This is a genomic window from Bifidobacterium sp. UTCIF-38, from assembly GCF_006454495.1.
Lineage (GTDB): Bacteria > Actinomycetota > Actinomycetes > Actinomycetales > Bifidobacteriaceae > Bifidobacterium > Bifidobacterium callitrichos.
This window is the reverse complement of record NZ_JFAL01000024.1, coordinates 107,165-127,713: the sequence shown is the minus strand read 5'-3', so window position 1 is coordinate 127,713 and position 20,549 is coordinate 107,165. Positions and strand designations below refer to the sequence as shown.

The 20,549-nt window shown below is 64.3% G+C and carries 15 protein-coding genes, 1 pseudogene and 1 CRISPR repeat array; of the genes and pseudogenes, 2 read left to right on the top strand and 14 right to left on the bottom strand.

What is annotated here, in order from left to right; translation table 11 throughout:
- Positions 1 to 8: 8 nt before the first annotated feature.
- The 11 genes from BW11_RS09060 to BW11_RS09015 form a co-directional block, all read right to left on the bottom strand.
- Entirely contained in the window at positions 9 to 1,301 is a 1,293-nt protein-coding gene (locus BW11_RS09060; protein WP_043164945.1) for a citrate synthase, read from the bottom strand.
- Positions 1,302 to 1,564: 263 nt separating this feature from the next.
- A complete protein-coding gene (gene map, locus BW11_RS09055) occupies positions 1,565 to 2,344 on the bottom strand; it encodes a type I methionyl aminopeptidase (RefSeq protein WP_140445487.1) in 780 nt (259 codons plus the stop codon).
- Positions 2,345 to 2,481: 137 nt separating this feature from the next.
- Positions 2,482 to 3,447, bottom strand: a complete 966-nt coding sequence (locus BW11_RS09050) for an HdeD family acid-resistance protein (RefSeq protein WP_140445556.1) — start codon at positions 3,445 to 3,447, stop codon at positions 2,482 to 2,484.
- A gap of 544 nt (positions 3,448 to 3,991) precedes the next feature.
- A CRISPR array of direct repeats spans positions 3,992 to 6,521; the repeat unit is 29 nt; unit sequence CGGATCATCCCCGCGCGTGCGGGGCGAAC.
- Between the two features lie 109 nt (positions 6,522 to 6,630).
- Positions 6,631 to 6,981 (bottom strand): type I-E CRISPR-associated endoribonuclease Cas2e, encoded by a 351-nt coding sequence (gene cas2e / locus BW11_RS09045; RefSeq protein WP_140445488.1) that lies wholly within the window; start codon positions 6,979 to 6,981, stop codon positions 6,631 to 6,633.
- A complete protein-coding gene (gene cas1e, locus BW11_RS09040; RefSeq protein ID WP_258184642.1) occupies positions 6,975 to 8,006 on the bottom strand; it encodes a type I-E CRISPR-associated endonuclease Cas1e in 1,032 nt (343 codons plus the stop codon). Before cas1e ends, cas2e begins: the two co-directional genes overlap by 7 nt.
- Positions 8,003 to 8,167 (bottom strand): type I-E CRISPR-associated protein Cas6/Cse3/CasE, encoded by a 165-nt coding sequence (locus tag BW11_RS11885; RefSeq protein ID WP_258184643.1) that lies wholly within the window; start codon positions 8,165 to 8,167, stop codon positions 8,003 to 8,005. The genes cas1e and BW11_RS11885 overlap by 4 nt, the downstream gene beginning before the upstream one ends.
- Positions 8,142 to 8,456 carry a type I-E CRISPR-associated protein Cas6/Cse3/CasE gene (locus tag BW11_RS09035; protein WP_258184644.1) on the bottom strand — a complete coding sequence of 105 codons (315 nt, stop codon included), beginning with the start codon at positions 8,454 to 8,456 and terminating at the stop codon, positions 8,142 to 8,144. The genes BW11_RS11885 and BW11_RS09035 overlap by 26 nt, the downstream gene beginning before the upstream one ends.
- Positions 8,453 to 9,271 (bottom strand): type I-E CRISPR-associated protein Cas5/CasD, encoded by an 819-nt coding sequence (gene cas5e, locus BW11_RS09030; RefSeq protein ID WP_140445489.1) that lies wholly within the window; start codon positions 9,269 to 9,271, stop codon positions 8,453 to 8,455. The genes BW11_RS09035 and cas5e overlap by 4 nt, the downstream gene beginning before the upstream one ends.
- A 2-nt stretch (positions 9,272 to 9,273) precedes the next feature.
- Positions 9,274 to 9,555, bottom strand: a complete 282-nt coding sequence (locus BW11_RS09025) for a type I-E CRISPR-associated protein Cas7/Cse4/CasC (RefSeq protein ID WP_258184645.1) — start codon at positions 9,553 to 9,555, stop codon at positions 9,274 to 9,276.
- Positions 9,556 to 9,796: 241 nt separating this feature from the next.
- Positions 9,797 to 13,099, bottom strand: a complete 3,303-nt coding sequence (gene ileS / locus BW11_RS09020) for a mupirocin-resistant isoleucine--tRNA ligase (protein WP_140445491.1) — start codon at positions 13,097 to 13,099, stop codon at positions 9,797 to 9,799.
- Between the two features lie 390 nt (positions 13,100 to 13,489).
- Positions 13,490 to 15,139: an ATP-dependent helicase gene (locus BW11_RS09015; protein ID WP_375137655.1), complete on the bottom strand. Its 1,650-nt coding sequence runs from the start codon at positions 15,137 to 15,139 to the stop codon at positions 13,490 to 13,492.
- Between the two features lie 48 nt (positions 15,140 to 15,187).
- On the opposite strand from BW11_RS09015, the pseudogene BW11_RS09010 reads away from it, so the two are divergent.
- A pseudogene (locus tag BW11_RS09010) lies at positions 15,188 to 16,930 on the top strand (phosphotransferase); the annotation flags it as partial.
- Between the two features lie 401 nt (positions 16,931 to 17,331).
- Positions 17,332 to 17,556, top strand: coding sequence for a DUF3107 domain-containing protein (locus BW11_RS09005; protein WP_140445492.1), 225 nt, complete (start codon positions 17,332 to 17,334; stop codon positions 17,554 to 17,556).
- Positions 17,557 to 17,826: 270 nt separating this feature from the next.
- Here the strand turns inward: BW11_RS09005 and BW11_RS09000 are convergent, their stop codons facing one another.
- The 3 genes from BW11_RS09000 to dapF all read right to left on the bottom strand — a co-directional run bounded on the left by BW11_RS09000 (position 17,827) and on the right by dapF (position 20,490).
- Positions 17,827 to 18,711, bottom strand: a complete 885-nt coding sequence (locus tag BW11_RS09000; RefSeq protein WP_140445493.1) for a PHP domain-containing protein — start codon at positions 18,709 to 18,711, stop codon at positions 17,827 to 17,829.
- 111 nt (positions 18,712 to 18,822) lie between these two features.
- Positions 18,823 to 19,569, bottom strand: a complete 747-nt coding sequence (locus tag BW11_RS08995) for a vitamin K epoxide reductase family protein (protein ID WP_140445494.1) — start codon at positions 19,567 to 19,569, stop codon at positions 18,823 to 18,825.
- Positions 19,570 to 19,593: 24 nt separating this feature from the next.
- Positions 19,594 to 20,490, bottom strand: a complete 897-nt coding sequence (dapF, locus tag BW11_RS08990) for a diaminopimelate epimerase (protein ID WP_140445495.1) — start codon at positions 20,488 to 20,490, stop codon at positions 19,594 to 19,596.
- Positions 20,491 to 20,549 lie beyond the last annotated feature (59 nt).

The window sequence follows — 20,549 nt, the reverse complement described above, 5'->3', positions numbered from 1 at the left end:
GGAGCCGGTCAGCGCTCGTCCATCGGCACGTAGTCGCGTTCGGTCGCACCGGTGTAGACCTGCCTCGGGCGGCCGATCTTGGTGTTCGGATCGGCGAGCATCTCGCGGTACTGGGCGATCCATCCGGGGATGCGCCCCAGTGCGAACAGCGTGGTGAACATGGCCGGGTCGAAGCCGATCGCACGGTAGATGAGTCCCGTGTAGAAATCGACGTTCGGGTAGAGGTGACGCGAGACGAAGTACTCGTCGCTCAGGGCGATCTCCTCGAGCTCGGTGGCCACGGCGAACAGCGCACGCTCGTCGGCCGGCAGCTTCGACGTGTCCTCGCGCTCCATGATCTTCTCCAGATACTGCTTGGCGATGGCCGCACGCGGATCGTACGACTTGTACACGCGGTGGCCGAGTCCGGAGATGCGCTGTCCGTTGGCCTTGGCCTCATCGACAAACTCGCGCACCGACTTGCCGGAGTCGCGGATCGCCTTGAGCTGACGCAGCACGGCCTCGTTCGCGCCTCCATGCAGCGGGCCGGACAGGGCGTTGACGCCGGCGGCGACCGCCGAATACAGGTTCGCGTGCGCACTGCCCGCGATGCGCACCACGGAGGTGGAGCAGTTCTGCTCGTGATCGGCGTGGATGATGAGCAGACGGCCGAGCGCATGCACGTACAGCGGGTCGGATTCGAACGGCTCGTAGGGAACCGCGAAGCACATGCGCAGGAAGTCGTCGACGTAGCCGCGCGCGTAATCGGGGTAGAGCATCGGCTCGTCGCGGCGGCGGCGGAAGATGTACGACACGATCGTGCGGACCTTCGCCATGATGATGATCGCGGACTCGTCGAGCTGATCGGAGTCGGTGATGTCGGTCGTATCCGGGTAGAAGGTGGCGAGCGCGTTGATCGCGGAGGCGAGCGCGCTCATCGGATGCGCGGTACGCGGGAACGAGCCCATGAACGTGCGGAAGTCCTCCCCCACCATCGTGCGATGGTTGATGTCGGAGACGAACTTGTCGTACTGTTCCCGGTTGGGCAGTTCGCCGTGACGCAGCAGCCACGCGACTTCGAGGAAGTCGGACTGATCGCACAGCTGCTCGATCGGATAGCCGCGGTAGCGCAGGATCGAATGCTGGCCGTCGATATACGTGATCTTTGATTCGCATTGCGCGGTGGTGAGGAAGCCCGGGTCGAGCGTGACCCATCCGTCGTTGCGCAGCTTGGACACGACGATGCCGTCCGGCCCGGCGGTCGCCTTCACCAATGGCAGGGTGTATTTGCTGTCGTCCACATTCAGCTGTGCTGTGCCCATGGGTACCTCATTCCTGTTCCAAGTGTTGCCGGTCACAATAGACCGCCTGTGTTACCGCCACGGGTTTCGTGGTCGATACGCGGGACGATGCGGGACGCGAGGACGCGGGAACATGACGCTGGGGTGCGCATGGGTGCATGACTTTGCGCGTCAGCCAGCCGCATCGTGGAAACGTCGGAGAGACGTCGAAAGCCGGCGTGCGCCCATCGTAACAAGGTGGGGCGCACGCCGGCTTTCAATGTCTCAAAACGGTGTGACCGACGTCACTCGTCGCGCGTGGTGAGGATGATCGGACCGTTTTCGGTGATGGCGATCGTGTGCTCGGAGTGGGCGCCGCGCGATCCGTCCTCGGCGCGCAGGGTCCAGCCGTCCTTCGGATCCTGGTAGATCTCATCGGTGGTCTTGAGGAACCACGGTTCGATGGCGATGACCAGACCCGGGCGCAGCTTGTAGCCGTGGTGGGCCTTGCCGTCGTTCGGCACGTGCGGATCGCCGTGCATGATGTGGCCGACACCGTGGCCGCCGAACTCGAGGTTGATCGGATAGCCGTACTCGCGGGCGATGTCGCCGATCGTGCTGGACACGTCACCCAGACGGTTGCCGGGCTGAGCGGCCTCGATGCCGGCGGCGAGCGCCTCCTCGGTGCACTTGATCAGGCGCAGGTCCTCGGGATCCTTGTCCTTGCCGACCACGAAGCTGATGGCCGAATCGCCCACCCAGCCGTCGACGTTGATCGCGAGGTCGAGGGAGACGAGGTCGCCGTCCTTGAGGTTGTAGTCGTAGGGCACGCCGTGCAGCACCGCGTCGTTGACGGAGGTGCAGATGTAGTGCGCGAACGGGCCGGTGCCGAAGTCGGGAGCGTAGTCGACGTAGCAGGATTGCGCGCCCTTGCGGTCGACGATCTTCTTGTGCACGAACTCGTCGATGTCGAGCAGGTTGGTGCCGACCTTCGTGTACTCCTTCAGCTCACGCAGGATGGATCCGACGAAACGGCCGGCGGGCTTCATCTCCTCGATCTCGCGAGGGGTCTTCAGTTCGATCATGTGACTCTTTCTACCTTCTGGCAAGCCTATCAAGACTCGTTCTCAATACGTTCCCACGATAGTGCCTCGCCTCGTCATTCTCGTCATTCACGAGGGCGATTTCACGCGCACGTTTCGATTGTGATCCAGGATCCGGATCATCGACCGAACTTGAAGCCGCGCACGATGGCGGAGACTCCCATGACCACCAGCGCGCAGCCGCCGAAGACGACGAGCCACATCGTGGAGGTGATCGGCGAAAGCAGCACGACGAAGCCGGCGATGATCGAGATGACCGCGTAGAGCACGGCCCAGCCGGAGCTCGGCAATCGCCACGATTCGACCAGAGCCATGAAGCCCTCCAGCATCCAGCCGAGTCCGACGGTCATCGTGACGAGCACGGCGAGGGTCTGCCCGGACAGGGCCGAGTTCTTCAGCACCACGATGCCGCCGATGGCGAGCAGCACGCCGACGAGGATGTCGAGGATGCGCCAGCCGCCCGGCAGTCCGAGTTCGACGATGGCGGTCACGACGCGCGTGACGCCGGAGACGACGAAGTAGATGCCGAGCAGCACGGCCGCGACCTGCAGGGTGATGCCGGGCCAGATCAGCAGTGCGATGCCGAGCACGATCGCCGCCACGCCGATGATCGCGTAGATGGTACGCACCCAGTTCTTGGTGCGCTGCGGCAGCATGCTCTCGATGAGCTTGAACGGGTCGGTCGAATGCCATCCGAACGGGTTCTGGCCGGTCTGACCGACGAACGGATTACCGGTGTTACCGGCGCCGCCGGCATTGCCGGTGTTGCCATACGTGGTGTTGTTCTGATTCACGTACGGGTTGGCGTACGGGTTGCCGTTTTGGCCGGCCTGCGGCTGGCCATATCCGTATGGATTCTGCGCGGGGCCGGCGTACTGACCCGCATTCGCCCCGGCATACTGGCCGTACTGGCCATACTGCGGGGGCTGCTGCCCCGGCGCCCACTGACCGTATTCGGGCTGCTTCGGATTTGCGTTCCCGTTGCCATCAGTCTGCCCGGGCTGCCCTGACTGCCCGTAGCTGTCACCATTCGGATTTTGGTTCTGATCGTTCGGGTTCTGGCTATTCGGGTTGAAGTCCGTCATAACGACCTCCTTGCTGGACGTATCTGCCATGTTCACGCTCCATAACCCAAGTCTAGGCACCCTGTCTAATTCAGTCCATCAACAAAACAAAACACCCTGTCCAAATACGTGGATATGTCGCCATCCTGAGGCGACAACACGGGTCCGTCCCGCCGCCTCCGGTCGCCCCACATGCGCATGACGAGCATGACCGCGGGACTCAACACAAGAATCACGAAAAACCACCTTGAGTCCCCCAAATCCGCGGGACTCAACGCGATAACAGCAGAAATCGACACTGAGTCCCACGCCATGAGCACATCCCAGGCACCAACCACACAGCCATCCCCCGAACACGAAGCGGAAATCGTTGGAATTCCGCCATTCTCAAGCAACCCCGGCGGAACGCCTCCGATCCGATATCGGCATGAATGGGTGACGTCGAGGGACTCAACGCGAAAATCGCAATAAATCCCTCTGAGTCCCCCGAATCCGCGGGACTCAGCAACGAAATCGGCCACAACCGCGCTGAATCCCATACAGGCGTCGATACAGCATGACCCCGCCGACAATCCCCGCGCGTGCGGGGCGAACCCGATCGTCACCACGAAGTACCTGTGCGAGTCAGGATCATCCCCGCGTGTGCGGGGCGAACCTCGTCTGAATCAAGGTCATCCAAGAACTCGCCGGATCATCCCCGCGCGTGCGGGGCGAACCGAATCACAGGAACTTCCCCCGGCCCAACATCCGGATCATCCCCGCGCGTGCGGGGCGAACGTGAGGATCTTATGCATCGGGGCGGCGCCCACCGGATCATCCCCGCGCGTGCGGGGCGAACATCTTCGCGACCGTCGCCGTATCCGTTTTGAGCGGATCATCCCCGCGCGTGCGGGGCGAACACCACCAGCCCGGAATTCCTCGAACCACCATTAGGATCATCCCCGCGCGTGCGGGGCGAACGTTGCCGGTGGCCTTGGCGATGGTGACGAGGTCGGATCATCCCCGCGCGTGCGGGGCGAACTTCTTCTCGTCCGCGGTGACGAGCGTCGGCGACGGATCATCCCCGCGCGTGCGGGGCGAACTCCTACGGCACCCCGGTGTTCTACGTGGGCGGCGGATCATCCCCGCGCGTGCGGGGCGAACACCGAGTCCAGCGAACTCAGGTAGGTCAATGGCGGATCATCCCCGCGCGTGCGGGGCGAACTTCCGTGCAGCGTCGTTCGCGAAATAGGTCGCCGGATCATCCCCGCGCATGCGGGGCGAACTCGTTGAGGATCGCGATGGCGTAGCGCATCTGCGGATCATCCCCGCGCGTGCGGGGCGAACCCCTTGAACAGGTCGACGCGATCCTGCAGCGTCGGATCATCCCCGCGCGTGCTGGGCGAACGTCGAGGGACGCCCCGGGGGATGTCGTATGGCCGGATCATCCCCGCGCGTGCGGAGCGAACTTCCGGCAGGTGCACCTGCGGCTTCTCCCCGCCGGATCATCCCCGCGCGTGCGGAGCGAACAATCAGGTCAGGGATTTCAACCAAATCAGCGACGGATCATCCCCGCGCGTGCGGGGCGAACCACGAATGACAAGGCGAAAGTCGTCGCCACGTCGGATCATCCCCGCGCGTGCGGGGCGAACCCGAGCGTGATCTTGACGAACGCCTGCGGGTACGGATCATCCCCGCGCGTGCGGGGCGAACGGAAACATGCCGTCGATCGTGTCGGCTGTTTCCGGATCATCCCCGCGCGTGCGGGGCGAACGTGATTTCGGGCGGGTCGATCAACACGGCGATCGGATCATCCCCGCGCGTGCGGGGCGAACGGGTGGCGGTGGTGCCCTGCCGTTCGGTGCCGTGGATCATCCCCGCGCGTGCGGGGCGAACCTGGCCAAGTCGCCAGCGGCCCTGCGAGCCGACGGATCATCCCCGCGCGTGCGGGGCGAACTCCTGCTGAGTGACGGAGATAGCTGCTGTCACCGGATCATCCCCGCGCGTGCGGGGCGAACTCGATGTCGGGCGGTTCGATGAACACGGCCACCGGATCATCCCCGCGCGTGCGGGGCGAACGAGAGAGATGATGGAGTCTCCTACTGGCTCGACGGATCATCCCCGCGCGTGCGGGGCGAACTTCGTCATCTGCGCGCTGGAGAACTCGAACGTCGGATCATCCCCGCGCGTGCGGGGCGAACGACCCCGACACCGTGGGCAAGAACCTGCGCGACGGATCATCCCCGCGCGTGCGGGGCGAACTCACCGAGCAGGCGACGCAGCAGGGGCACCGACGGATCATCCCCGCGCGTGCGGGGCGAACCAGCGGGTCGAAGTCAAGGAACACGCGGCACTCGGATCATCCCCGCGCGTGCGGGGCGAACTGAAGCGCCGTTTCCATGCCGGCCGCAAGGTCCGGATCATCCCCGCGCGTGCGGGGCGAACGGATCTCCAAGTTTGTCGCGGATGTGCGAGCCGGGATCATCCCCGCGCGTGCGGGGCGAACACGGTCAGGGTGGCGGTCGCGGCGGGGTTGCTCGGATCATCCCCGCGCGTGCGGGGCGAACGTGAACGCGGCTTCCATGTCCGCCTGTCGCGCCGGATCATCCCCGCGCGTGCGGGGCGAACTCATAGTTGATCACGCTCGGGTCCACCAAAGCCGGATCATCCCCGCGCGTGCGGGGCGAACTTCGCGACCACGGGCGTGCAGTACCTGAAGGACGGATCATCCCCGCGCGTGCGGGGCGAACGGCGGCGACGTGAAGACCAAGAACACGAACGACGGATCATCCCCGCGCGTGCGGGGCGAACAGCGTGTCCGTGTCGCCGGTGGGCGTGGACGGCGGATCATCCCCGCGCGTGCGGGGCGAACCTCAGCGGCGACGGCTCGGACACACTGGGCGACGGATCATCCCCGCGCGTGCGGGGCGAACTTCACCCTCGAATCATTCACCCACCTCGGACTCGGATCATCCCCGCGCGTGCGGGGCGAACATCTCGGGGCGGGCCATCTGTACGGAACGTCGCGGATCATCCCCGCGCGTGCGGGGCGAACATGCTGCCGAACGCACCCGCACAGACCGCGTGCGGATCATCCCCGCGCGTGCGGGGCGAACAGTCTGATTTTATGCCGAAATGACGACGACTTGTTTACTGAAAAATTCGATTCGTACAGTCATTTCCAAAGGAACGATCAATGCGCAACGCAACATATCAGCACCGGCATCATCGACCAAACCTACGGTATCGAGACGCCTTACTCCATCCGGTCTTCCGATCTGCATTCCGTCTTTGCTGCTGACTCGTGTTCGGTCGCATAATCAATTCCAGACCCTCGTAGTCCACTGGCTCCCATTCTTGGCCATAGGTGCGGAATTCCATTCCCTGTTCATTATCGGACGGAAAGACCATTATGGCCCGACCTGTTCCAATATTATCCAAAATCTGCTCCCACAGTAACGACCGGACGCGCGCGGTCACCTTGCCCACGTAGACGCCGGGTGAGATCTCAAACAGCCATCGGGTCAAATGACCGCGCAATTTGGGCGGGGCAACAGTCAATACGATGACTACCATTCCCCCTCCTCGTGGAATTCCTCATATACGTCATATACGTCTGTATCATTGCCATCGCTGGCGTCACCAGTCGGCTGCGGCTCCGAAGAGTAATTCCGCCCACTTTCCCGATATCCGGAAGCTCCCGCCCATAACTGCGTAGTGATATCCTCCACTTCCAGATGGTCGGTTTTCTCTTCCTCAGGAGTCAACAGCAATGAACGGATATCCCTGACGCATCTTTGCAAGAATTTCCCGTCTTTCATCCGATCTCGCATACCTCGTCGGGCTGCGGTGGAGACATCTGCCACTTGGTCGGCCACCAGATCGAATGCCAGGGGAATCGTGATATCAACCTTGTACAAGTCTGCGATATCGTATACGAAACTACGTTCGTTTCGCGCGTGGACAAAACCAAGCCCCGGAGAACAACCCAGAGCAACGATCACTGCGTGGACCACACCATACAGAGCCGTGTTTGCAGCGGATAACGCCTTGTTCACTTCATCGGCATCATCGAAATCCGTTACCTTGTATGATCGCCCGCTCCATGAGACTCCGGTTCTCGACGATTCACGTTCGTACGCGCGCCGGACGCGAGTACCTTCCTTTCCCAGCAGCTGCTGCATGGTAAGACCATCGGTCTTCTCATCAGGGAAACGCATCGCGTACATGCGTCGCGCCACCTTGACGCGCGAACGCTCCGATGAAACCAACCGAGCCTGTGCTTCCAGCAATCGCGTCGATTGGGCGAGAGACGCCCCATGACAGTAGTAGCGGACCCCGCGCTCTCCGACCCATATGCAGGTAGACCGTGATTCAGCCAACAGGCAGATGGCAGCATATGTGATGTTGCTGCCGGGGCCGAGCATCAGCACGCTCAACGCGGCTGCCGGCACATGCACGGTGCCTCGCGAATCGGTAATCGTCACGGCATTGTCCGCGCGATTCACCACGCAGTGTTCCGCGTACAGGAACGTTAGCCGGTCCTGTACGCGAACCAACGACGGCAATGACGGCGGCCGTACGCCCGGCACGGCGTTCACATCCCTGCCTCTCCACGCCGATTATCTGCCAACGGGACCAAGGTCATCAATCCGAATCCATATCCCTTTGCCCTGCCGATGCCCTCGACGAGCGCATGACGCAGCAGATCCGGATCATCGACGACGAGGACTCCGTCAAACGTCGCCGACGCCAACGTCACCGAGGATCCCCTGCGGTTGAACCGTATATGAGCATGTCGCGATGGAGGATGAAGGTACGCCCAATTCCTCGAACAATACCTGCTTATCCGGAGTGACCGAGGCGACGATATACATCCTGCTCGGCGACCCATTACGCCCCGCATCCAATCTCCAAAGCACCCTCGAGGCACCTGCTTGCTCGGGATCTACGGAACGAGCCACGATGGCATGCAGCCGTTCCAACGACGCCATCGCATAAGCGGCACGTCGATGTCGGGCATCGATAATGATCCTACTGAATTCGGTCATAGCTCCTCCGTATCCGCGCCCTTGTCCACACCGCTGACCGTCTCGAAGAACATGTCATCGTCGAATGCAGTGTTCTGCCCCTCCTCTGATTCCTGTTCCTCAAATGAACCATCGTTAACGACATCGATATCGACCGTTGGCTGAGGCGGAATTCCACTATCAAGACGCATATATCGACGTAATGTCCAATCGCGTCGTCTCGGATCGAAGCTGACCGGTTGGTCGCGCAGCTCGTCCACGAACCCGTTGACTGCTCCCTCTTCGACCGTCGGCTCAACTACAATAGACAGCATTCGGGGATTCCCGAGACCGCCACGCCGCAGCACCGAACGCTGATAGCGTTCCGACGCACGCCACGGCGCATGACGCAACGAATCCTCCAGGCCTTCGTCCGTCAGCCATGTCTGAATCGGCCCGTCAGGCGGACATGACCGGCGCCCCAGAAAGAGCTGATAATACGGAGCGGCCAGCGCCTGTCGGTACGACTCCAATTCCTTCCTGTCCGTGCTTTCCAATGCGGCCAGAAACACAGCATCCTGCAAGTAGTAGCGTCGCGACAACGGAAGCATGTCTCCGTTATCCATACGAGCCGTCTGAAAATCGGACATCAGCGTACCGGGCTGGTCGATACGCACACCGAACCGCAATCCCATGAAACGTTCCAACGACTCGTCCCGTTTGATGCCCAACGCGGCGGCGACCATGCCGATGACACCGCTTTTGGTCGGGCACGTCTCGGTCTCGCGTCTGGTGAAACGGCTGCTGGACCCCCAGGACTGCATGGGAGCCGCCAATCGCATCAGCAATACCGGCATGGTTACTCCTGCGCCAGTCGATCGCTCACGACCTGTTCGACGTCTGCAACCAGTTCTCTCAGGGAGACAGGCTTCTCCCCTTCACCGAGCAGTTCATCCGCGGCTGCGGTATCGTCTCCGACACGCACGACCCACGTACGCACCGGAGTGATGCCGTACGCCTTGTCCACATCCCTCTCCCGGCGAACCAACGCCTCGGTCGCATGCTGAACGTAGCTGGGAGTAACAGGCCGTTCGAACGCTCCGACCAAATTCACCGCCTGAGTGTCACGCAGATTGACCACCACTCTTTTGTAGATAGATATTACCATACAACGCCGCCAATAACACCCCCGCCTATGCAGGGACTACTGTAACCAGAAACTCCTACTCGGCTCACCCCCGCGCTTGCGGGGCAACATGCACAGCTTATAGGCCAGTGGCTTCGCTACGCATTAGCATAGCGAAGCCACTATGGCTTGACAACGAGCTGTATCTGCCTGTCAGGTATCGGCACAGCCGATCTGCTCACACCACTCGCGCCGCTCAGCCCTTAACCACCTCGGCCTTGAGCTCGGCGCCTTCGACGACCGTGAAGTCGGCGGCGGCGAGGGTGGCGGAGGCGATCAGGTCGCGGAAGGCCTCGACCTTGGCCGCATCGGCGGCCGGCACGGTCAGGGTCAGCGTGACGTGGTCGGCCACGTCGAGGCCGGCCTCCTTACGGGCGTCCTGGATCACGCGGATCGCGTCGCGGGCGTAGCCTTCGGCCTCGAGCTCCGAGGTCAGGGCGGTGTCGAGGATCACGAAGCCGCCGGTCGGCAGCGCGGCGGACACGGACACGGCCTCTTCTGCGGCGTCCTTCTCCTCCACGCGGTTGATGAGCTCGTATTCGCCGTCCTCGAGCGCGATGTCGCCATTCGGGGTCTCGACGACAGGCGCACCGGTGGCGGAGTCCACATGCCAGGCGCCGGACTTGGACGCCTTGATCGCGAACTGGACGTCCTTGCGCAGACGCTTGCCGGCCACACGCGCGTTGACGCGCAGCTCGTGCACGATCTTGAGACCGCGGGAGGCGGCGTCCTCCAGCGTCGAGAACTCGAGGTCCTTGACGTTGAGTTCGGACTTGAGCAGGTCCGTGTACGGTTCGACGGCGGCCACGTCCTCGGCCACGACGGTCAGCTTGCTCAGCGGCTGGCGCACGCGGATCTTGGCGGCCTTGCGCAGGGACAGGGTGCCGGAGACGACCTCGCGCACCTTCTCCATCGCGGCGACCAGCGCGGGATCGTCGACGAGCACGCGGCCCAGCTCGGTGTCCTCGCCGGTCTTCTCGTCGACGACGAACGGCCAGTCGGCCAGATGCACGGACTCGCCGCCGGTCAGGCCGCGCCACACGGACTCGGCCTCCATCGGAGCGAGCGGCGCCAGCACGCGCATGAACGCCTCGAGCACGGTGTAGAGCGTGTTGAACGCGCTTTCGTCCTTGTTGAGGAAGCGATCACGGCTATTGCGGATGTACCAGTTGGTGAGCACGTCGATAAAGTCGGAGGCCGCATCGCACGCGTCGGAGATCGCGAACTCGTTGAGCGACTTCTCGGCGGAGAGCACGAGGCGACGCGTACGGGCAAGCAGGTAGCGGTCCATCTGAGGCAGGGAGGCGACCTCCTCCGGACGCAGCTGGCGCGCGTCGTACCCGGCGGCGTTCGCATACAGCGTGAAGAAGTAGTAGGAGCTCCACACCGGCAGCATGACCTGACGGACCGTGTCGCGGATGCCCTCGGCAGTGACGATCAGGTTGCCGCCGCGAAGGATCGGCGAGGACATGAGGAACCAGCGCATCGCGTCGGAGCCGTACTTGTCGAACACGCCGTTGACGTCCGGGTAGTTGCGCAGGTGCTTGGACATCTTCTGGCCGTCGGAGCCGAGGACGATGCCGTGGCAGATCACATTCTTGAACGCCGGACGGTCGAACAGGGCGGTCGCCATGACGTGCAGCAGGTAGAACCAGCCGCGGGTCTGGCCGATGTATTCGACGATGTAGTCGGCCGGGAAGTGCTGTTCGAACTTCTCCTTGTTCTCGAACGGGTAGTGGAACTGCGCGAACGACATGGAGCCGGATTCGAACCAGCAGTCAAGCACGTCCGTGATGCGGTGCATGTGGCTCTTGCCGGTCGGATCGTCCGGGTTGACGCGGGTCAGGTTGTCGATCCACGGACGGTGCATGTTGATGTTGCCGTCGCGGTCGCGCGGGTAGTCGCCGAAGTCGCGCTTCAGCTCCTCGAGCGAACCGTACACGTCGACGCGCGGGTGCTTCGGATCGTCGGAGACCCACACCGGGATCGGCGAGCCCCAGAAGCGGTTGCGGGAGATCGACCAGTCGCGCGCGTTGGCGAGCCACTTGCCGAACTGTCCGTCCTTGACGTTGCCCGGGATCCAGTTGATCTCCTGGTTGAGTTCCAGCAGGCGCGGCTTGATCTTGGTGACGGAGACGAACCAGGAGCTGACCGGCTTGTAGATCAGCGGCGTGGCGCAGCGCCAGCAGTGCGGGTAGGAGTGCACGTAGCTCTTCTCCTGGAAGAGGATCGCGCGGCGATCCTCGGGGATGGAGGCGAGCGGACCGTCGCCGGCGCGCAGGTTGCGAAGGATCGGCAGGTTGGCGTCGAAGACGAACATGCCCTCATAGTCCGGGCACTGCGCGGTGAAGCGGCAGCCCTCGTCGAGCACGTCAGTGCTCTTGATGCCCTTGGCGTTGAGGGTGTTCATATCGTCCTCGCCGTAGGGGGCCTGGTGGACGAGGCCGGTACCTTCGACGGTGTCGACGTAGTCGGCGGTGAAGATCGTGTAGCCGTTCGGTCCGGGCACGTGGCCCTCGGACTCGGCGGTCTCGCCGGCGAAGTACGGGAAGACCGGGTAGTAGCGGCGACCGGCGAGGTCGGAGCCCTTGAGCTCGCGCACGATCTCGTAGTTCTCGCCCAGCTCCTTGGCATAGGAGCCGAGCAGCGGCTTGCCGAGGTAGAACTTCTTGCCGGCGAACTTGCCTTCGGTGGGCCTGACCTCGACGTAGTCGATGTCGGCGCCGACGACGATCGCGAAGTTGGTGGGCACGGTCCACGGGGTGGTGGTCCAGAAGACGGCGTAGGCGTCCTCCTCGTCGCGCAGCTTGACGGCCACGGAGACGGTGGTGTCCTGACGGTCCTGGTAGACGTCGGCGTCCATGCGCAGCTCGTGCGCGGACAGCGGCGTGCGATCCTTCGGGCAGTACGGCAGCACGCGGTAGCCCTGGTAGGCGAGACCCTTGTCGTAGAGCTGCTTGAACGCCCACATCACGGACTCCATGTACGGGATGTTCAGCGTCTTGTAACCGTGCTCGAAGTCGACCCAGCGGGCCTGACGGTGCACGTAGTCCTGCCATTCATGCGTGTACTTGAGCACGGAGGCGCGGCAGGCGTCGTTGAACTTGTCGATGCCCATCTTCTCGATCTGGTCGACCGAGTCGATGCCGAGCTCCTTCTGCGCCTCGAGCTCGGCGGGCAGGCCGTGGGTGTCCCAGCCGAAGACGCGGTTGACCTTGCGGCCCTTCATCGTCTGGTAGCGCGGGATCACGTCCTTGGCGTAGCCCGTGAGCAGGTGGCCGTAGTGCGGCAGGCCGTTCGCGAACGGCGGGCCGTCGAAGAACACGAACTCGTTCTGGCTGTGGTCGCCGGAGGGGTTGCGTTCGACGGACTTCTGGAAGGTGTCGTCCTTGTCCCAGTAGTCGAGGACGGTCTCCTCCATGTGCGGGAAGCTGGGGTTCGGCGCGACGTGCGCGGTCTCGCCGCCCTCGTTCGCCTTGGGATATACGTTGTCGCTCACCGTGTGGTTCTCCTCGTATATGCTTCGTTGGTTTCATACGAGGACGACTTTGGATCCGACGTCTGCCCGACGTCGAGCCCGCCACCGCGGTACCACCTCGCTTGTCATGCGCACGACCGGCTACTGCCCCGGCACGCGCCGCGTGACCGCTTGCGTTCGGCTGTTTCGGGCCGATCCCGTCGGTTCTACTGAGTCCGCGACACGCGACGCGCATGTGTGATGTACGCCGCACGCTTGGACCGTTCTTCCGAAGGCTCCCCGCTGATGACGGATCATCGCCTTGACTGCGATGCACATAGTAGCACGGCGCGTTGTCAAATCGACGGGCGATTCCACACGTGCCGCGGCCGCCCGTCGGCTCCTTCGGAGACCGGCCAGCACGTCGACGCGTCAGCTCAGGAAGCGGCTCAGCCGACGCTGCTGCGGCCCCATGCCGTCCTTGGATCGCGCATAGGACAGGTGCAGCGTATCCTCGGCGCGGGTGACGGCCACGTACATGAGCCGGCGCTCCTCCTCCAGTTCGTCTCCGGGGGCCGGAGACCCGTACGGCATCAGCCCCTCGGAGCAGCCGATGAGGAAGACGTGCTTGAACTCGAGTCCCTTCGAGGCGTGGACCGTCGAGACCGTGACCTGGCCGAGACGCGCGACCCACACGCGCGCCCGCTCGGCCTGTTCGGCCGTCGTCGGCGTCGCATCGCCCTGCCGCACGATGCCGGAGGATGCCGTGCCGGAGGATGCCGCCGCCTCCGACTCGCGCAACGCCTCGACCATCGCGATGCGCTGCGCCGCATCCAGATCGGCGATCGGCGCGACGCCCGCACCGCCGCTGTCCCGCTTGACTCGATACCGCAGTCCCGCGTGGCGCAGCGCCGCGCAGCATACGGCCTGCTGCGCGTTGATGCGCGTGAGGATCGCGCAGTCGGACGGACTCACCCCCTGCTCCATGAGCCGCAGGATGCGCGCAGTCACGCCGCGCGCCTCCTCCTGATCGGTCTCGTACACGGTGCGTTCGACGCGCCGCCCCTTCTCCCTGGCCGAGGCGAGCTTCAGATACTCGTGCCTGACCGGCGAGGCGGCGAGGATGCGATTCGCATACGAGACGATCTGCGGCGTGGACCGGTAATCGGTGTTCAGCGCGATATCGGCGGACAGGGGCGCGAACTCGTCGGCGAACCCGAGCAGATCGTAGCTCGACGCGCCCGCGAACGAATAGATCGTTTGCGCCGGATCCCCCACCACGCACACATTGCGGTTGTCACCGAGCCACAGGCGCATCAACCGGTGCTGCAGCGGCGAGACGTCCTGATACTCGTCTACGGTCAGCCAGCCCACCGAACGTCGGATCGCCGCGGAGGCCTCCTCGAAATCCTCGAGCACATGGCAGGCCATGAGCAGGATGTCGTCGAAATCCATCTCGCCGCGTACGGTCTTCTCCTTCTCGTACGCGTCGTAGATCTCCGCGAACCTGCCCGGCTCGAGCCCCGCCGGACGGCACCGGTCGCTCACGGCGGCGACACGCGCCACCTGATCGGGCGCCACCAGCGAGATCTTCGCCCAGTTGATCTCGTCACGCACCGTGCGCACGGTCAGATCATCCTGATCCAGATCCGGATCGACCCGACGCATCGCACGCGCGGCGATGTCACGCGCATCATCGACCAGTCTCGGGAAGGGGGCGTCGCACACATCGGTCCACACGCGGCGCAGCTGGTGCAACGCGGCGGAATGGAACGTCGCCGCAGTCACCGAATCCCCGATGCCGAGCGAGGACAGACGCACGCGCATCTCCGCCGCCGCCTTGACGGAGAACGTGACGGCGAGCGTACGCGCCGGATCCCACCTGCCGGTGCGGCACGCGTAGGCGATGCGACGCGTGACCGTACGCGTCTTGCCCGCGCCGGCGCCCGCGATGATGCGCACCGGGCCGTCCAGCGCCTTCGCCGCGGCCAGCTGCATCTCGTCCAATCCCTCGAGCAGATCCTCGCCCGATCCCTCACGCCCCACGTCCATGCCCTTCATTGTGGCAAGTGGCGTGGCCATCGCGCCTCCTTGTATTACTGTGGGAGTGTGACTGAACGTAATGAACTGATGCTGGCGGCTCTGACATCGGCCGCGATGCCGTCCGTGATCGTGGCCGGCGTGTCCCCGGGAACCACGCACATCGGCGGCATCGACCAGGCTCAGGTGCGCGACCTGACCGGCAAGACGTACGACGTGTACGCCACGGACGACGAACAGGGGCGCAAGCGGCTCGCCGCGCGAGTGAAGGCGGCGAAGGCGCTCGCCGAGGCGCGCGAGCCGGGTGGTCTGGGCTTCGCGTTCGACCGCGTGCTCGCATTCGTTCCGGGAGACGATCCGAAGGGACCGACCGGCACCACGGCGGTGATGATCGCCATGCATCAGGACGGTCGCGAGCGCGATCTCAATCTGCTCACGCTCGACGACTGCTCGTCGATGGGCACGGCGATCGGCGCGATCCACCGTCTGAACCCGCTGTTCCTGGCCAAGGCCCGGTATCCGATATACGCGACCGAGCAGATCAAGGCGCAGCTGGTCGCATGGATCGCACGTCTCAAGCACGCCGGCCACGTCCCAACGGAGATCACCTCGAGCTGGTCGAGGATCCTCGAGACGGAGGGACTGTGGTCGTTCCGCACCTGCCTGGTGCACGGCGGCTTCGAGGACGGCGATGTGCGCTTCGACGGTTCGACGATCACGGCGATCAACAACTGGCAGAACATGCAGGTCAACGACCCTGCGCGCGATCTGGCGTGGATCTTCTCCAAGCTCGACGAGGATCATCGCAATGCGGTGCTCACGGCGTACGGGCGCATGATGGGCAACCGTCTGGACGACCTGATCATGCTGCGTGCCAACCTGTGGGTGCAGATGGAGCAGGTCGGCGAGTTCATTCAGGCGTTGAACAAGGCGGACACGCAGGGCATCATCCGCTTCAAGGCGCAGGTGGATCGTCTTGCGCATCAGCTGGGCGTGACCTCGCGCGCCGTCGATGACTCCAACGCCGCCGCGAAGGCCCGTCGCGCCCCGGGTGCGGGGGTCGGTGCCGGCGACCCGGATGATACGGCGGACAATCCGCCCTCGACGATCACCGTGGGCACGCTGCTCAAGGACGGCGAGCGCCGTCGCGCCGCGGCGAAGGCCGCCGAACAGGCCGCGGCGAGGGCCGCGGGAGTCCGTCCGGGGGATCCGGGCGCCGATGCGACGGCCGAATCGGACCGTACCGGTTCGGCCTATATCGAGGCGGCCGGACGCATCGCGGTGCCGACCGGCAACGACGACACCATGGATGCGCCGATCGACGCCAAGGAGGCGACGATCCCGCCAAGCTTCCACGTGGGCGGGGCACGGGCGGACGGGCAAGCCGGCCCGACCGGTGCGACCGGCTCGACGAAGCCGCAGCCGTCCTCCCCCTACCCGGACATGCCGGCGCCGTCGTCGAGCGAGACGATCACGTTGGCACCGATCGACGGCGACGATGAGGATGCTGACACCGATGAACACGATGTCAGCGCGCATGCCGATTCCGACTCCGATCCCGACTCCGGCTCCGACTCCGGGAAGGCGGATGAGGCCATGCCCGTCTCGTTCCCGGTCGCCGCGGCCGTGGCGCAGGGAGGATTCGGCACCGACCGGCTGATGGACCCACCGCAGGACGAGCGTCACGACGAACATCACCGCGAGCGCGCGAACAACACGGCGACGATCGTCATCCCCCTGCTGGAACGCGAGGAGCGCGCACTGCGCGACGCACGGGCCGGACTGGAGTTCGACGACGAGACGTTCGACGACAAGCCGACCGCCGGATCCTCCGCCGAGATTCCCGCGAAGGACGACGATTCCGCCGCGGCCGCCGATGCGGACGAGAACGACGACACCGCGGACAACACCGCGGATGATACGAACGATGCGGAGCCGGTCGTGACCCCGGAGGCCGAACCCGAGCAGCCGCATAACTTCGACGAGACCGCGACGCCGGCCGAAACGGCTGAGTCGGACGCGACAGACGAGACGGATAACGCGGACGAGGTGACCGACGAGGACGAGGACGACGACACCGGCGAATCGGTGACCACGCCGAAGGCGTAATCGCACACGTTCCCGTCGCGCTCGGGCGTGGCTGAGGGCACAATAGTCACCAGTCACCTGACACAAACGCGTCTTGACGCATAACATCAGGAACACAGCAGGAACACAGCACAAAGGAGCAGCACATGGACATCGAGTTCGGAATCCGCAACGTGGCGCGCGCCGTCACCTTCAGCACCGACGAATCGGCCGATTCGGTCAACGCCACCATCGCGCAGGCGGTGGCCGACGGCAAGACGATCGAGCTGACCGACGACAAGGGACGCCGCATCATCGTCCCCGCTGACGCGCTCGGCTACGCTATCGTCGGTTCGGAGACCAAGCACGCCGTCGGTTTCGGCGCCATGTGACGTATTGCGACGTATTTTCCGTGTCTGCCGCATCCCGGCCATCCCGGCCATAGTCACAGCCGAATAGTCACAGCCGAATAGTCACAGCCGAATAGTCACAGCCGAATAGTCACAGCCGAATAGTCACAGCCGGAATACGACCGCCCAGTCGAAACAAGTCGAAACAAGGACGGCAGACAGGAGAACGCGAAGCGGGGATGACTCCATGTAAGGAAGTCATCCCCGCTTTGCTATACGGATATCACCACACCGGATATCACACACCGGATATCACCGTATCAACGGGATCGCGCCGCGGCGCACGATCTCATGCACGGTGGCATCGTCGGTCAGATTCTCGCCGAGTCTGTTGGGTTTGCCCGCGCCATGCCAGTCGGATCCGCCGGTGACAAGCAGATGCCGCCTCCGCGCGATGGCGAGCAGACGCTCGCGCTGTTCGGGGGGATTGCCGCGATGCCAGACCTCCAACCCGTCCAGTCCCTCGTCGACGAGTCGTTCGATCTGCTCGTCGGACAGCAGCCGCGGATTGCGGCTCAGATCGCCGGGATGCGCGATGATGGTCACTCCCCCGGCCTCGCCGACCGCACGCACCACCTCATGCGTCGTGGGCGAAGGCGTGGGGATGTAGTACTTGGAGTTGGCGCTCACGGCACCGGCGAACGCCTCGGAACGCGTGGCGTAGACCCCGGCCGCGACGAGCGCGTCGGCGATGTGCGGACGTCCGATGGTGGTCCTGCCGCCCTCCTTGACCTGCGCCTGCACCGACTCCCATGAGATCGGGAAATCCTCGGCGAGACGCTCCACCATGCGCTTGGTGCGCACCAGTCGCGCCTCACGCGTGGAGGCGAACAGCTGCGAGATATGCACGTTGCGCGGATCATACTGCAGCCCGAGCATGTGCACGGACACGTTCTCGTCCTCGGCGGTGATCTCCGTGCCACGCAGCATCGGCAGTCCGGCCTCACGTGCGGCCCGTTCGGCCAGCTCCCATCCAGCGGCGGTGTCATGATCGGTGATGGCCACGCCGTGCAGCCCCAGTCGCCGCGCCTCGGCCACCAGTCCCTCGGGCGTTTCGGTGCCGTCGGAGAACACCGTGTGGCAGTGCAGGTCCCAGCCGGCCTGCGGCGGTTCGGCCGGCGTCTCGTAATGCGTCATACCTCTATCGTAACCGCTCGCCGCACGAACCGGTTCCGATGCGGATTCCCAGGAAGCTTTCCCCCGGACCTCTAGGTCTGGACCTCTAGGACCTAGACCTCTAGACTCCCCTTAGGAGAGGAACGCCGCGCCATCCTTGACGAGGATGATCGCCACGATCGCGACCACCCACACCACGTCGACCATGAGATCGTAGTTGAGACGGTAGTAGGTGTCGAACGCGCGCGGCCTATCGGAGGCGCCGCCGGGCAGGCGCTGGACCGTAGCGGTCGCGTGGGAGAGGGCCATGAACTGGATCGTGGTCGAGAACATGAGCGCCAGGCACCACGGGCACAGCGCGCGGATCACGAACAGCGACTGCGTGGTCAGCCAGTACGAGTACAGCAGCGCCGCGAGTCCGCCGAACCAGGTGCATGCCGCGAACCACTTCGGCACCTTCACACGGGCCAGTCCGATCACGGCGATCGTGACGAACACCGACTCCGCGGCGATGCCGAAGAACGCGTTCGGATAGCTCAATCCGGCGAACTTGACGATCTCCGCCTGCCAGGATTGGGCGACGGCCGAGCAGGACAGCACGGAGTTGACGTCGCACGACAGCTGCTGGCCCGGGTGCCTCGCCAGTTCCAGCGTCTCCGCGGACAGCACGAACGAGACGATCAGCGCCACCGCCGAGGCGATGAGCATGATCAGATACGTCCATGTGGCCCCGTGACGGAATCCCGTGGGCCTGCGGTCCGCGGCATCGAAGGTCTCGTCCAATGCCGCTTCGTCCAATGCCGCTTCGTCAACCGTCGATGATTCCGACGATGCCTTCGATGAAGAAGAAGATGAACCGTTTCGTGCGCTGCCAGTCATCGACGTTCCCCTTTTCTCACGTTCTCACGCTCCCAACAGCGTGATGTCGCCGACCAGTGTAGCCGAACCGGTGAGCGTCACGTCCGTATCGGTCACATCGACGCGCAGCGTGCCGCCGCGCACGGTGATCATCCAATGGTCGACATCGGTCTTCGCCCGCAGCGTGACCGCGGTGGCGCACAATCCGGTGCCGCATGACAGGGTCTCGCCGCAACCGCGCTCGTTGACGCGCATCGTGGCCTCGCCGACGCCGGTGGCCTCGCCGATCTCGTCGACACGCACGAACTCCACGTTCTGGTCCGATTCGATGGCGGGGGCGACGACCGGCTTGGTCACCAGATCCAGCGATTCGACGTTGGGCAGGCTGGAGAACGCATCCTCGACGACGGCGACCACATGCGGGTTGCCCATGTCGACGAACGTGCCGCGAGCCGAACCATCCGTTCCGGGGATCGTGACCTCGTAGCCGTCGAGCTCGCCGCGCTTCCATGCTCCCATCTCGACGCGGAACACGTCACGTCCGAGCCCAGGGACGTCGCCCAGCGAGGTCAGCGTCTTGACGCCGGCACGCGTGCCGAGACGGAACGTATCGCCGTCGAAGAGGCCGTGCCGTTGCGCGAACAGCGTAATGGCGCGCGTGCCGTTGCCGCACATCTCGGCGAGCGAACCATCCGCGTTGCGGTAGTCCATGAACCATTCGGCACCCTGCGACTCGCAGTCGGCCACCTGCTCGGCGCTCAGATCGGACACGTCGCGCGGATGGGCGAGACGGATCAACCCGTCGCCGCCGATGCCGAAATGACGGTCGGCGAGGAAACGCACCTCGTCCTCGGTGGGTTCGAAGGTGCCGTCCGAATCGAGGTAGACGACGAAATCGTTGCCGGTGGCGTGTGCCTTGGTGACATGCTGCGGAATGCTCATGGGCCACAGCATACTCGCCATGCGCGCCGCAGGAGCGGGGCGTTTGGATTCGACATCTA